General features: G+C 68.3%; 12 protein-coding genes. 6 read left to right on the top strand and 6 right to left on the bottom strand.

The window, feature by feature from the left end; genetic code table 11:
* The first annotated feature begins 294 nt into the window (after nt 1–294).
* From ACT3SZ_RS03075 to lepB, 4 genes are all read left to right on the top strand, one after another.
* A complete protein-coding gene (locus tag ACT3SZ_RS03075; RefSeq protein WP_444616594.1) occupies nt 295–1,236 on the top strand; it encodes a hypothetical protein in 942 nt (313 codons plus the stop codon).
* 93 nt (nt 1,237–1,329) lie between these two features.
* Nucleotides 1,330–2,223, top strand: coding sequence for a hypothetical protein (locus ACT3SZ_RS03070; RefSeq protein ID WP_444616592.1), 894 nt, complete (start codon nt 1,330–1,332; stop codon nt 2,221–2,223).
* A gap of 59 nt (nt 2,224–2,282) precedes the next feature.
* Nucleotides 2,283–3,077: an ABC transporter ATP-binding protein gene (locus ACT3SZ_RS03065; RefSeq protein ID WP_444616591.1), complete on the top strand. Its 795-nt coding sequence runs from the start codon at nt 2,283–2,285 to the stop codon at nt 3,075–3,077.
* 9 nt (nt 3,078–3,086) lie between these two features.
* Nucleotides 3,087–3,833, top strand: coding sequence for a signal peptidase I (lepB, locus tag ACT3SZ_RS03060; protein ID WP_444616590.1), 747 nt, complete (start codon nt 3,087–3,089; stop codon nt 3,831–3,833).
* Here the strand turns inward: lepB and ACT3SZ_RS03055 are convergent.
* From ACT3SZ_RS03055 to ACT3SZ_RS03030, 6 genes are all read right to left on the bottom strand, one after another.
* On the bottom strand, nt 3,830–4,486 hold the full coding sequence (locus ACT3SZ_RS03055) for a histidine phosphatase family protein (RefSeq protein ID WP_444616588.1): 657 nt from the start codon (nt 4,484–4,486) through the stop codon (nt 3,830–3,832). The genes lepB and ACT3SZ_RS03055 overlap by 4 nt on opposite strands.
* Nucleotides 4,486–5,712, bottom strand: coding sequence for a dicarboxylate/amino acid:cation symporter (locus tag ACT3SZ_RS03050; RefSeq protein WP_444616586.1), 1,227 nt, complete (start codon nt 5,710–5,712; stop codon nt 4,486–4,488). The genes ACT3SZ_RS03055 and ACT3SZ_RS03050 overlap by 1 nt, the downstream gene beginning before the upstream one ends.
* A gap of 71 nt (nt 5,713–5,783) precedes the next feature.
* Nucleotides 5,784–7,322, bottom strand: a complete 1,539-nt coding sequence (phoA, locus tag ACT3SZ_RS03045; protein ID WP_444616585.1) for an alkaline phosphatase — start codon at nt 7,320–7,322, stop codon at nt 5,784–5,786.
* A gap of 141 nt (nt 7,323–7,463) precedes the next feature.
* Nucleotides 7,464–8,339, bottom strand: coding sequence for a hypothetical protein (locus ACT3SZ_RS03040; RefSeq protein WP_444616584.1), 876 nt, complete (start codon nt 8,337–8,339; stop codon nt 7,464–7,466).
* A 274-nt stretch (nt 8,340–8,613) separates the two neighbouring features.
* Nucleotides 8,614–10,506 (bottom strand): hypothetical protein, encoded by a 1,893-nt coding sequence (locus ACT3SZ_RS03035; RefSeq protein WP_444616583.1) that lies wholly within the window; start codon nt 10,504–10,506, stop codon nt 8,614–8,616.
* Nucleotides 10,507–10,654: 148 nt separating this feature from the next.
* Complete coding sequence (locus ACT3SZ_RS03030) at nt 10,655–11,269, bottom strand: sugar O-acetyltransferase (protein ID WP_444616581.1); 615 nt, start codon at nt 11,267–11,269, stop codon at nt 10,655–10,657.
* A gap of 107 nt (nt 11,270–11,376) precedes the next feature.
* Here ACT3SZ_RS03030 and ACT3SZ_RS03025 point away from each other — a divergent pair, with 107 nt between their 5' ends.
* Together ACT3SZ_RS03025 and ACT3SZ_RS03020 are read left to right on the top strand one after the other, a co-directional pair.
* Nucleotides 11,377–12,633, top strand: coding sequence for a cystathionine gamma-synthase (locus ACT3SZ_RS03025; protein WP_444616580.1), 1,257 nt, complete (start codon nt 11,377–11,379; stop codon nt 12,631–12,633).
* A 56-nt stretch (nt 12,634–12,689) separates the two neighbouring features.
* A complete protein-coding gene (locus ACT3SZ_RS03020; RefSeq protein WP_444616579.1) occupies nt 12,690–13,421 on the top strand; it encodes a hypothetical protein in 732 nt (243 codons plus the stop codon).
* Nucleotides 13,422–13,427: the final 6 nt, after the last annotated feature.

The raw sequence follows: 13,427 nt of genomic DNA, 5'->3' as shown, positions 1-13,427 counted from the left end.
ACCTCCATCTGGCTGGCGCGAAATGTGTTGTGGAACACACACTATGTAAAGTGTGGTTCACAGTACAATATGTATTCGAGGAACACAATGTTTATCGAGAAAAAACTGGATGGCGCGCTACAGATGGCTGTGACCTGCGCGTATCTTCCCAAATTGGGGTAAGGGGGGAAGGGGTGATGCCTAGCAGAGGTGGCGGTCGGCCCCCTAGCCGGGTGGGCCTACTCCGTCTCCCGTCCGGCGAATACCGCACGGCGAGCCCGACCTGCGGCGACAAGGCTCCAGTACCGTGGGCCCATGCCGTCATGGTCAGAACTGCTCGCGCTCATCGATCACGGTCTCGCGGTACCGCTGCGTGCGTCCCTGACCTTGTGGGGCGAGCCCGATGGCTCGCAGCGCGAGTGGGTGACGGGAGGTCGGACGTTCACCGCGCTCGTTCTCCGACCGGGGCGGTACCACGTCAGGAGCCACGGACGTTCGCGACTGATCAGCGAGACGGACGGCACTCCGCGACTCGTCGACGACGGGGACTCATTGGTCTCCATGTCTGAGCGGGGACCGGAGGAGGTGACCGGCAGGCTGGTACTGACCACGTCAGCGTCGGTACTGATCAGTTCCTCACACCTTGAGACGACCCTGCGCGAGGGATACCCCGCGGGTGACATAGCACCTGCTCGCCATGACGGGCGCGCGTGTTGGCGGGTTCCGGGGCTGCCGATGAGCCGGCACGGTGAGACCGGTACCGCTCCGTCGCTCCTGGTGGACGCCGAGAGCGGGGTCGTGGTGAAGGTCGACAACGGCAGTGGCGGTGGAGAGCTCACCGACCTCGAGTTCGTCGGGTCTGCGACCGCAGGGCCAGTCCCCGCCCCGGACGGGCAGCCTCCTGTTGAGGAGTTCCGGACAACCGTGGAACGCTTCTCCCGCACCTGCCCGGCACCCGTTCCGGACGGGCACCGGTCCCTCCTGGTCGTGGGTACCGTCCTGGACCGGCCGTACACCCGGCCCGGGTGGAGCCGGTCCTGGGTGCGTGGAGATCCGGGGGAATTCGCACTCGGGTTCGTGGAGGCCGGGGACAGTGGCTCCTTCGACGAGATGGATTACTCGACGGTCGTCGAGCCTGCCGTGGTGCGGGCATGGGCAGAACCTGTCCGGGACGGTGAACCCGTGGACCAGCGGATGAACGGGAAGGGGTTTCGTTGGCAGACCGTCCTCCGCGGGGACGGATGGACGGCGCTGTAAAGTGCCGACCGGCCGGCCAAGGGCTACGTCGAGCTCACGGGTGTCTTCTACGCGGAGTCGAGCTACGCACAGAACTATTCGCCCACCAGGGGTGTGGTCAACAGGATCCGAGTCGACTGTGCGCTGCGCGGCGAGGGGAGCAGAACACCGCTGGCGACGCAGCGAATCGACGTGGACCGTTCCGATGCGCTCCCGGACTGGGGGCACGGGCAGTGGTACGGAGACGTCGACTACCTGTTCTTCACCATCGATCTCGACGGCGCTGGTTCGCCACCGGTGGAGCAGGTACGCCAGCCGACGGAGATCGAGGAATTCGCACTGTCCGGAACCGGGGCCGATGTGGTGCTCTGGCGTCCCGAGGCAGAGTCGTTCCCGGCGGTGTGGCGGACGGATCTGGCGACTGGAATGAGTCGGAGGATCATGATCCCGGTGCCGGTGGATACACGGTGGGAGATTCAACCGGGGCCGGACAACACCATGGAGGTCCACTGCCGCGACAGGATCCTGCGCATCAACGATGACCGGGCAGACGCCGATATCGAGATGGTCCGTCCGGCTGAACCGACGGAGACGACGGAGACGACGGAGACGACGGAGACGCCGGGGTTTTCCGCGCCGCCGGGGGAGACGCTCCTCGTCGTCGGTGACCGGGTCTTCACCGGAAGCGGGCGGGTCCTGACCCTGCGGGACCGCAACCTGCAGGTGGTTCGACGTTTCCGGGTGGACTGTCTTGTCGAACGGCTGGAGGTGGTCGGACCGTGGCTGGGGTGCAGCACCTCCGTGATCGTGGGAACGGAAAGGAGGCGGCTCTACCGGATCTTCGACCCGGCGGAGATGACGGTCGCCGTGGAGATCCCGGTCCAGCGACCCATGCCGTGTCTGCGGTGGTTCAACGGGGAGCTGTGGATCGCCGACGGCCGGCTGCGCGCGTTCGCCCCGCGGCCGGACGGCACATGGATCTCCAGGGAGGTGGACGTGCCGGGATAGCGGCCGGCCCCGTAGCCGACTGTGCCTGGGAGGACGCGGCGAGCGTATGGTGCCTATCCATGACAGCGCTCGAGATCACCGACGTCACCGTCCGCCGCGGCGGCAGCCACCTCGTCGAGGACGTACGCCTCGCCGTAGCGTCCGGCACGCACTGGGCCGTGCTCGGCCCCAACGGGGCCGGCAAGTCCACGATCCTCAAGCTCGCCGGCGCGCGGCTGTACCCCACCACCGGTGAGGTGCGCATCCTCGGCGAGCAGGTGGGACGCACCGACGTCCGCGAACTGCAGAAACGCATCGGCTACGTCGACCCGAAGCAGCGCCTCGACGACATCAGCGCCGAGGAGGCCGTCCTGTCCGGGGTGTCGGCGTCCAATGGCTACGTCCAACGTTTCGACTACGACCCGTACCGCGCGCGGGCCGCCGAGCTGCTCGACCTGGTGGGCATGGCGGACAAGGCCGACCGGCGCTGGAGCCAGATGAGCCAGGGGGAGAAGGCGCGCACGCTCATCGCCCGTGCGTTGGCCACCGACCCGGAGATGCTGCTGCTCGACGAGCCGTCCACCGGCCTGGATCTGCCCGGACGCGAGACGCTCCTGCGCGTCGTCGATGACCTGCGCGCCTCCCATCCCCGGCTCACCACGGTGCTGATCACCCACCACGTCGAGGAGGTCGCCGCCTCCACCACCGATGTTCTCATGGTCAAGGACGGCCGCGTGCTGGACGCCGGGCCGGTGGAGCAGACGATGACCGCGGAGAACCTCGGCGTCCTCTATGACATGCCCGTGCAGCTGCAACGCGTCGCAGGACGCTGGTTCGCCGTGGCAGGACCGGCTGCGGCGCCGACCGTGGGATAGGCTCTCAGGGTGACTGACTCCAGTGAAACCGCGGAAACGCCGGGAACGACGGACGCGACGGAAACGCCCAAGAAGCGTCCGGCGTGGCTCGAGTACCTCGTGACCTTCCTCATCGCGATCCTGCTGCTCGGGCTGTTCAACACCTTCGTCGGGCGGCTCTACCAGATCCCGTCGGAGTCGATGGAGCCCACGCTCGTCGGCTGCGACGGCTGCACCGACGACCGCATCTTCGTGGACAAGGTGTCCTACCACTTCACCGACGTCTCCCAGGGCGACGTGGTCGTGTTCACCGGCACCGAGGCGTGGTCGGAGGACTATGTGTCCACCCGCTCGTCCCAGCCGCTGGTCAAGGGTCTGCAGACCGGCCTGGAGAAGATCGGCATCCTGGCCCCGGACGAGTTCACCCTCGTCAAGCGTGTCGTCGCCACCGGTGGGCAGACCGTGCAGTGCCAGGAAGGCGACCCCGGGATCATGGTCGACGGCGAGAAGGTCGACGACTCCTTCACCGAGGAGCCCATGGCCTACCCCGTGAACCAGACCACCGGCTCGGACGCCTGCCAGGGCGAGTACTTCGGCCCGGTCACCGTGCCGGACGACAAGGTCTGGCTCATGGGCGACAACCGCACCAACTCCAAGGACTCGCGCTACTACAACCTCGCCGGTGACCCGGAGGAGGGCATGGTCCCGCTGGACAACGTGGTGGGCAAGGTGCAGTTCAAGGTCTGGCCGCTGAGCCGGATCGGCTCGGTGAACTAGCTAGCCGGCCAGGTGCCGCCCAGGTGCCCGGTCTGGTTGAGGCTGACCAGGGTGCGGTTGTGGAAGTAGTCGTCCTCCCGCAGCACGCTGATGCTGCCGGGCGTCACGCCGAAACGCGCGTACCCCAGGGCCTCGACGGGCAGGCGCAGCCAGTGCGCGATGACCATCGTCGCCGTCCCACCGTGGGTGACCACCACCGTGTCGGGACGTCCCGCAGCGAGGACCTCGTCCATGCACGCGTGGACGCGCCGCGCGAAGTCCCCCATGGTCTCCGCGCCCAGCCCCTCATCGTGCCCCAACCGCTCGCCCACGGCGGGCGGCGGGGTGAACCGTTCGCGGAACCATGCGTCGGGGCGTCCCTCCCCCTCGCCGTAGGACTTCTCCCGCAGCGCGGGCAGGAACGTGGCCTCCACGCCCAGGGTCGCGGCGACGGGCGCGGCGGTCTCGCGGCAGCGCGTCAGGTCGGACGCGACGAGCGCTGTGCCGTCCCCGCCGTCCCCGCCACTTCCTTCAACGCAGGACGCCACGGCGTCGGCGATGCGCGCGGCGTCCTGTCGTCCGCGGGCGGTGAGACGCGAGTCGAACCAGCCGCCGACCAGACCGTCCACGTGGTGCGTGGCCTCGGGGTGGGTGACGACGATGAGCCGGCGCATCAGGACTCGTTGGTGTTCAGCACACCCTCGGTCTCGATCTCGTCGTCGGTGGTGCCGATACGGCCCTTGGAGAGCTTGTTGACGACCATGGCGATCGCGCCGTCGCCGGTGACGTTCGCCGCGGTACCGAAGGAGTCGATGGCGATGTAGGCGGCGATCATCAGGGCGATCTGGTCCGCATCGAAACCGAGGTTGGACTGCAGAACGCCGACGGCGGCCATGATCGCGCCGCCGGGCACGCCCGGGGCGGCGATCATCATGATGCCGAGCAGCAGGATGAAGCCGATGACCTGTCCGGCGTTCACGTCCAGGTCGAACATGTGGACCACGGCGAGGGCGAAGAGGGCGATCTTCATCATCGACCCGGCCAGGTGGATCGTCGCGCACAGTGGGACCACGAAACCGGCGACGTTGTCCGGCACGCCGTTCTTCTTCGCGCTGGCCAGCGTCACCGGGATCGTCGCCGCCGAGGATGAGGTGCCCAGCGCGGTGGCGTAGGCCGGCAGCATCGTGACCAGGGCCTTGAACGGGTTGCGTCCGGTGAGTGCCCCGGCGACGAGGTACTGGGCGATGACCAGCAGGACCGTCATCACCACGGCGAGGACCAGCACCTTCGCGAAGGAGGAGATCACGTCCAGGAGGTGGCCGTTCATGCCCATCGACAGGAACACGCCGAAGACGAATACCGGCAGCAGGGGGATCACGAAGGCGCTGATCACCCTCATGACCACGCCCTCGAGCTCGCGGGCGGCACCGTGCAGGATGTCCGATTTCACCGCGGTCATCGCCAGGCCCACGCAGAAGGCCAGGATCAGCGCGGTCATCACCTCGAACGGCGCGGGCATCTCGATCTCGAAGTAGGGGGAGAGCGCGCCCTCGTCGATGTCCACCAGCGTGCTGATCTTCTGGTCGCCCAGGAGCCAGCCGTAGGTGGCGGTGGCGACGGCAAAGGCGATGAGCCCGGAGATGACGGTCGAGCCGTAGGCGATGCCCGCCGTCAGCCCGAGCCACTTCCCGGCCCCGCGGCCCACTCCGGCGATCGCCGGGGTGATCAGCGCGAAGATCAGCACCGGGATGAACAGGTCGAGGAAGTTGCCGAACAGCCCGTTGAAGGTCACGAAGACCCGGGCCAGCCACTCCGGGAAGAAGAGACTGAACACGATGCCGAGGATGATCGCCACCACGATCCGGAACAACAGGGAGCCCGCCAGCTTCTTGAAAGTCATGGTGGTGACGATATGCCACCACACATTCCCCGGCATAGCGGGGGGTGAAACTACGGCCCCGGAAACTACACCTAGAGGCCGAGCGCGTCGGCGATGGTGAAGTGCAGGTCCGTCTGGTCGGTCAGCCCGGAGACGTTCGCGGCGGACGGCCCGTAGGCGGCGATGCGCAGCTGGGTGCCGGTGTGGCCCTGTGACTCGGTGTCGACGTTGTCGGAGGTGGCGTAGGCGATGGTCATCTCCGCGCCCTCACGGGTGATCAGGTTGCGCGACAGACCCGGGTACACCGTGGCGCGGGCCTCCTCCACACTGATGTCCTTGTCCTCGGCGATCTCCTTGATGTCGTCCTCGTCGACGCCGCCCACGATCTGGCTGGTGTGCGCGTGGTCGGCGGTGACGAGCACCAGGGTCTCGCCGTCCTCCTCGGCGAAGGAGAGCGCCTCCTGGACGGCCTCGTCCAGGTCCACAGTCTCGCCGATCTGCCCGCAGGGGTTCGCGGCGTGGTCTTCCTTATCGATGGATGCGCCCTCGACCTGCAGGAAGAAGCCGTTCTCCTTGCCGTCGTCGTTGTTGCTCAGCAGGTCGATGGCCTTGTTCGTCATCGAGGCGAGCTTGGGGATGTCTTCGGTGCGCTCGGGGTTGTCGGTGCACTCCTGGGCGGGCTTGAGGTAGCCCTCCTTCTCGGCGGTGTCGCCGTCCCAGCGCACGGGCATATTGCCGTCGGAGAACAGGCCGAGGACGGGGGAGTCCTGGTTGGCCTCGGAGATGGCGTCGAGTTCGGCGGCGTTGGTGGGCAGCTGGTAGCCGCGCTCTTCGGCCTGCTCCAGCAGGGTCTTGTCCTTCCACTCGCCGGCCTTGGCCTTCTGCGCGAAGCTTTCCGCGCCGCCACCGAGGGTGACGTCCGCGCGCGACTCGAGGTACTGCTCGGAGATGGAGCCGTCGCCACCCTTGTCGAGGAGGTCGTCGCCGCAGGCGTCGGCGTCCTCCGGGCCGTAGCACTTGCGCTTGGCGACGTGGGCGGCCTGCACGGCGGGCGTGGCGTCCTGAATTTCGGCGGTGGAGACGTTGCCGGTGGCCAGGCCGGCGGACTTCGCCTTCTCGATGAGGTTCTGCTGGTTCTCGCCCTCGACGTCCACGCCGATGGCGCCGTTGTAGGACTTCGTGCCGGTGGCCCAGGCGGTGCCGGACGCCGCACTGTCGGTGACGTAGTTCGGCGTGCCGTCCTCGTTCAGCGAGTAGTGGGTGTACTGGCCGGTGACCGGCAGGGCGTCGATGCCCTTGAAACTGCCGGACGCCCCCTCGGCGAAGTTGCGGGCGGCGGTGATTTCGGAGTCGCCCATGCCGTCGCCAATGAGCAGGATGACGTTCTTGGCGCCGGTGGCGGCGACGGCGTCGCGGACGTAGTCGCCCTGGTCGCCGTCGAGGCGTCGGGCACCGCCGTTGGCGGTCAGGTCGCCGTCGGCTTCGCGGTGCTGGATGGCGGGGTTGCCGCCGGTGGCGCTGTCGTCGGCGTTGCTGTCGCTGCAGGCGACGGCGGTGGCCAGGAGGGATACGGTGCCGACGAGACCCAGTCCGGTCTTCAGGACGGCGACGGCGGTGCGGTTGTGGTTCACGGTCAACTCTCTCTAAACGAAAACGTCAGGAACAGATCGTGACGCTACGGAGCCGAGATGAATCCACGGTGAGATCCGCGGGCCCTGGAGGTGAACAGGTGGTGAAGCGTGGGGCCCGCCGGGTGCGGGTAGCCGTGCGGGTTACGCCGCCTCGACCTCCTGGCCGGTGTGCTCGGCGACCTCGTCGCAGTTCTCGCGGTTGTCGTTGCGGCAGACCATGACCCAGTCGCCGTCCTCGACCTTGCTGGCCTCGGCCCGGTCGAAGCCCTCGAAGAGGCCTTCGTCCTCCAGGTCGTCGACCGAGAGGTCGAACGCCAGGACGCCCGTCCCACACTGCGCCGCTTCGCCGGTGGGGGCGTTGAGGTTCGAGCAGGGGATGTCGAGCTTCTCGCGGATGGCGTCGCGCGCCTCCTGGAGGTTGTCCCAGCCGGAGTACGCCTGCATCTCGGTGGAGATCTCACCGTTGCTCTTGAATGTCCAGCCGAGCTCGTTGGCGAGGTCGGCGCAGGTGTCGTTTCCACCGGTGCACACGCCGCGGGCACCGTCGGCCTCGACGTAGCCGCCCATGTCGGCAGATGCCTCGAACTGGGTCCAGTCGAGCTCTACTCCGGCGGAGGCCATCCCGCCTGGGCGGTTGTGGTTCGCCTCCAGCGTGGCCTCCTGGTCGGGGACGTCCTCGTCCGTCCAGAGCATGACCTCGCTGAGCACGTCCTCGGGAGGTATGCCTTCGTTGTAGTCCCAGACGCATGACAGGGACTCGACATCGTCGCCATCGAAGACCGCGGGCCCCATGCAGATGAGGTCGGTGTTTTCGCTGATGAGGGTGGACGCTTCCTCGAGGGCTGCGCTGCCGGACCCGCCGGACGCTCCGGACGCGCTGGCGCCCGTGTCGGTGGCTGCGGCGCTGGTGTCCTCGTCGTCGCCGCAGGCGGTCAGTCCGGCTGCGGTGATGAGCGCCGCGGCACCCAGGGCCATGGCGCGTCGGATGCTCTGTGCATGTGTTCTTGTCAACGTCATGCCATACATATAATCATCTATGCATCAGTAATGCTGATTATGGGATGGCGCTGCGCTGTGAGGGGCCAAGATCGAGCGTGGGATGTTTGAACCTCCGGGTTCAGACATCCCACGCTCGATTTCGGCCCCTGTGTTGCCGGTGTAGGGGTACCAAGTTGGACCTGGGAGCGCTGAGTTGGTCGACTCAACGCTCCCAGGTCCAACTTGGTACCCCGCCGCCCGCAGGACGTCCCGCGTAGAAGGCCGCGTAGGACGCCGCGAGCGCGGCCGGCGGTTACGGCGCGAGCGCCTCCGCAACGTCGGCGCCGTCCCCGGCACCCGACTCCCCGCTGCCGAGCAGCTCGCTGAGCCACACGATGTCATCGATGAGGGTCACGCTATCCAGCCAGTTGGCGAAGATGATGTCCGGGCGGGTCAGGTCGTCCAGCGCAACGGTGCCCAGGCCGAAGGCGTTGTCCCAGGTGACGAGGCTGACCTTGGGGAGCAGTCCGGCGTCGGCGTCGTCGGCGACGGCCTCGATCTCCGGCAGGCTGAGGTAGTTGGGCCGCTCGTCACCGTTGACCTCGACGGCGGGGAAGAAGACCACCCGCTGTCCGAGCCATTCCACGGTGATCGGGTCGCGGAAGCCGTAGTCGCTGGTCAGCCAGGCGGCGCTGGTGGTGCGCGTGGTCATCTCGGTGACGGGCTCGCCGTTGTCATCGAGGACGGGGTTGCCGTCGTCGTCGAGCACGGGGGTCTCGACCTCGTCGGTGTAGGTGTCGGAGGTCAGGCGCACGAAGTCCTTGGCGAACTTCAGGCGGTCGTCCTCGGAGGTGACGTTGTGCATCAGGTCGTCGAGGAACGGGGTGTCCTCGGTCTCGCCGGTGAGCTGCTTGAGCAGGGCGTCGTTGCCGAGCACGAGGGAGGTCACGTCGGTCAAGCCGACCTGGCTCTGGCGGCTCTCGCCGACCTCGGGGTCGCGCAGGTCCTGGTAGGTGTCGACGGTGCCGAGGATGTTGGTGCACTTGCCGAGTCCCTCGGCGGTGGCGCGGGAGTTCAGGCCGAAGCAGCTGACCTCCTTGAGCGCGGGGACCTCGAGGTCGTCGACGGTGTCGAGCATGTCCGCGACCTCCTCGCCGGCGAACTCGACGATGCCGTCCTTGCGCAGGCGGTCGAAGTCGAGGGCGCGTCCGAACCAGGTCAGGCCGATTTCGTCGGTGTCCATGTTCATGGCGGAGGCGAAGCCGAGGCGGGTGTAGGCGATGGAGCTGCGCTCCTCGTCGGCGGCGGCGAGGGCGATGCCGGGCAGGCCGAAGAGTTCATTGGCTTCGGCGGTGGCGTCGCCGCCGCGCATGGACGCGGCGACCTGGGTGCCGTCCCCGATCACGGTGGACGTGCCACGCGGCGCAGGACGCTCCGGCAGCTCGACGGGCTGCGTGTAGTCGTACGTCTCGCCGGTGAGGTACCCGGCGATCTTGAGTGCCTCGGTGCGCTGGGCGAGGTTGGTGTCGTATTCGACCTGGATCTTCTCGTATTCGACGCAGAGCCCGAAGATGCGGCGCTTACATTCGCCGTTCTCGGTGCGGTAGGCGGCCTCGTACGGCAGCGCAGCGTCCTGCTGGACCTGCGCGTAGGTGCTGTAGGCGCCGAGGCGGCGTGGCTCGATGTTCGGGTAGTCCAGGGCCGTGAGAGTCCGCCTGATGAGGGGGCTGAGGCTGTCCTGGTCCAGGACCACAGCGCTCAGGATCTCGATGAGGTTGCGTTCACCGAGCTCCAGGGTCATTCCCAGAATGGAGATGTCTTCCCCGAGGTCGATGGTCATCTCTTCGGCGGCGGAGCCGACCTCGATGTTCTCGGGCAGGACGACGGCGATGCCATTGCCGGTGGACTGGCTGCAGTCGGCGACGGCGGTCACCTCCGTCGCGTCGGAGGGCTCGCCGTCGGCGTCGTCGCCGGACTGGCAGAGCTCGACGTAGTCGAGGATCATCTCGTTCTCGAGGAGGTCCTGGAATCCGCCGAGGTCGACGTCCACGTTGGACGTATCGATCTGGACGTCCTGCTGGGCGTCCGGTGCGTCCTGCGCAGTGGCGGTGGGGAGCAGGGCGGCGCCGAGCGCGAGCGCGGTGGCGACGGCGGTGGTGGTTGCGGCGATGCGACGCAACGGGCGGGGGCGGCGGGGACAGGTCACGGTGGGGCCTTCGGGGCTGCAGGGACGGACGGATGCGGCAGGAGAGGAGGTTTCTCCTACGCAACATACGTCACTTCAGTCACATAAGTAACACTGGTAACACCAGTACCCCCGTGGGTATCCACCTTCGCGCGGTCTCAGGCCACGCTCAGAGCTCCCGCACCACCGTCGCGGGCGTCCCCACGGCCAGCACATTCGACGGCAGGTCACGGGTCACCACAGAACCCGCTCCGACCACCACGTTGTCGCCGATCGTCACGCCCGCGCACACCGTCACCCGACCGCCGAACCACACGTTGCGACCCAGGGTGATCGGCGCGCCGTACTCCCAGCCGGTCGCGCGCAGCTCGTGGTCTTCCAGGGGGTGCAGCGGGGTGAGGAACTGCGCGCCGGGGCCGATCTGGCAGTGGTCGCCGATGCGCACCGGGCAGACGTCGAGGATCGTGGCGTCCACGTTGATGAAGACGTCGTCGCCGAGGTGCACGTTCGTGCCGTAGTCCACGCGCAACCCGGCCCACACCTGGCTGCGCTCGCCGACGTGGCCGAGCAGGTCGCGGACCTGCGCGTCCCAGGAGTCCGCGTCCGCCGGGTCGGTCTGCGACAGCCGGAAGCACGCCGAGCGTGCGGCGACGGACGCCGCGGCGATCTCCGGGTCGTCGGCGAGGTAGTACTCGCCGGCGACCATGCGTTCCCACATGCTGCGCGGGTCGGCGTCGACGGCGGCGCGCAGAGAAGCGGCTGTGGCTGTGGTGTTGTCACTCATACGCCCAGCGTGCCACACCCTGGGGCGCGTCCTGAGGTAGACCGCTCGGTTCGATAGGATGGCCACGCGAAATATTTTCAGCAGCCGACCAGCACAGGAGAGCCCCCATGAGCAGCGACGACCACTCCAACGAGCACGAGTCGCGTGCGGACGCCGGCACCGCCGCACGCCGCGCCGCTGCCCTGCAGGCCGGCGACCGCCTGACGGACGCCGCGGGACGTCCTTTCGGCTTCGACACCAACGCCATCCACGCCGGCTACGAGCCGGACGGTCAGACCGGCGCGATCAACGCCCCGATCTACGCCTCGACGACGTATGCGCAGGACGGCGTGGCGCAGCTGCGTGGCGGCTTCGAGTACTCGCGCTGCGGAAACCCCACGGTCACCGCCCTGGAGGAGACCGTCGCCGCGCTGGAGGGCGCGAAGTTCGGCCGCGCGTTCTCCTCGGGCATGGCCGCCACGGACACCGTCCTGCGCGCGCTGCTGCGTCCGGGCGCGCACGTCATCCTCGGCAACGACGCCTACGGCGGCACCTTCCGCCTGCTCGACACCACCTACCGCGACTGGGGCGTGGAGGTCTCCGTGGTCGACACCGCCGACACCGCGCAGGTCACCGCCGCGCTGCGTCCGGAGACCGCGCTGGTCTGGCTGGAGACCCCCACCAACCCGCTGCTGGGTATCACCGACATTGCCGCCACCGCGGAGGGGATGAAGGACCACCCGGCGAAGCTGATCGTGGACAACACCTTCGCCAGCCCGTACCTGCAGCGCCCGCTGGCGCTGGGCGCGGACGTGGTCATGCACTCCACCACGAAGTACCTCGGCGGGCACTCTGACGTGGTCGGCGGCGTGATCGTCACCGACGACGAGGACCTCGACGGCGAACTGCTCTTCCTGCAGGGCGGCGTGGGTGCGGTACCCAGCCCCTTCGACGCCTACCTCACCTACCGCGGCATCAAGACCCTCGGCGTGCGCATGGACCGCCACTGCGCCAACGCCCAGGCCGTCGCGGAGTTCCTGGAGGGCCGCCCGGAGATCTCCCAGGTGCTCTACCCGGGTCTGCCCGAGCACGTCGGTCACGACGTCGCCGCACGTCAGATGGACGGTTTCGGCGCGATGGTCTCCGTGCGTTTTACCGGCGGCGAGGCCCCGGCGCTGCAGTTCTGCGAGAATACCCGCCTGATCTGCCTGGCGGAGTCCCTCGGCGGCGTGGAGTCGCTGTTGGAGCACCCGGCGAAGATGACGCACCAGTCCGCCGCCGGCTCCGCCCTGGAGGTGCCGGACGACCTGGTGCGCATCTCCATCGGCATCGAGAACATCGACGACCTCCTCGCCGACCTCGAACAGGCGCTGGACGCCCTGTGACGCCCGACCCCGCCCTCTGCCGCATCGGCGTCACTGCAGGTCACACCGTGTTGCACGTGCAGGTATGGCACCCGAACTGGGGGTCTGTGGCCACCGCGGCGATGCGCCGCTCCCTGTTCGGTGCCGAGGCTCCCGCGCAGGACGCTCCGGCCACGCAGGACGCTCCGGGCGTTGCGGGCGTTGCAGCCGTGCCGGACGTGGCGCTCGCCGCGCGCATGCTCGACGACGTCCTCGGCGCCGACCGCGCCGCCGCCTGGCTGGGACGCGTCACCGTCACCGACCACAGTCCCGAGGGAGCCGTGTCAGTCGACGAGCTGCGCCGACGCGTGGACGGCATGGCCGCGGCCGCGCTGGACCCGGACGGGCGTCCCGCCCGGGGCGTCCTGCGCGTGGAGCGTGACGGGACCCAGGGCGTCGCCCGGGTCGTCCTGCCGCTGTCGCCCGTCGTTGCTCCCGGCTGTGACCTGCACGTTCCGGTCACGTTGGGTACGGACCCGCTCGCGGCGTCCGACCTGACGATGGCGCAGATCGAGGACCTCGCCGCCGGCGTGCAGGACGCCCTGGTCGCCACCGTCGAGGAAAACGACGCGGGCGTGCTCGCCGTCGCAGAGACAACGGAGTCGCAGGTCACGCTGCACTTCTACCTGGACTCCACCGCGCCGACCGTGGCGGACCGCTCGTTGCTGAACACGCTGCGCACCGTCGCTTCCGCCTGGGACCTCGGCGACGCCGCCGTGACGGACGAACCCGACCCGGCCTGGACCGCGGTGCAGGACTTCCGCGTGTGATCGAAT

The sequence above is a fragment of the Corynebacterium sp. AOP40-9SA-29 genome (assembly GCF_052377405.1).
GTDB lineage: Bacteria > Actinomycetota > Actinomycetes > Mycobacteriales > Mycobacteriaceae > Corynebacterium.
This window is presented reverse-complemented; position numbering and strand designations above follow the sequence as displayed.

Coding starts and splice junctions, on each gene's coding strand:
- ACT3SZ_RS03075 (WP_444616594.1), top strand. CDS start 295: ATGCCGTCATGGTCAGAACTGCTCGCGCTCATCGATCACGGTCTCGCG.
- ACT3SZ_RS03065 (WP_444616591.1), top strand. CDS start 2,283: ATGACAGCGCTCGAGATCACCGACGTCACCGTCCGCCGCGGCGGCAGC.
- ACT3SZ_RS03055 (WP_444616588.1), bottom strand. CDS start 4,486: ATGCGCCGGCTCATCGTCGTCACCCACCCCGAGGCCACGCACCACGTG.
- ACT3SZ_RS03050 (WP_444616586.1), bottom strand. CDS start 5,712: ATGACTTTCAAGAAGCTGGCGGGCTCCCTGTTGTTCCGGATCGTGGTG.
- ACT3SZ_RS03040 (WP_444616584.1), bottom strand. CDS start 8,339: ATGACGTTGACAAGAACACATGCACAGAGCATCCGACGCGCCATGGCC.
- ACT3SZ_RS03030 (WP_444616581.1), bottom strand. CDS start 11,269: ATGAGTGACAACACCACAGCCACAGCCGCTTCTCTGCGCGCCGCCGTC.
- ACT3SZ_RS03025 (WP_444616580.1), top strand. CDS start 11,377: ATGAGCAGCGACGACCACTCCAACGAGCACGAGTCGCGTGCGGACGCC.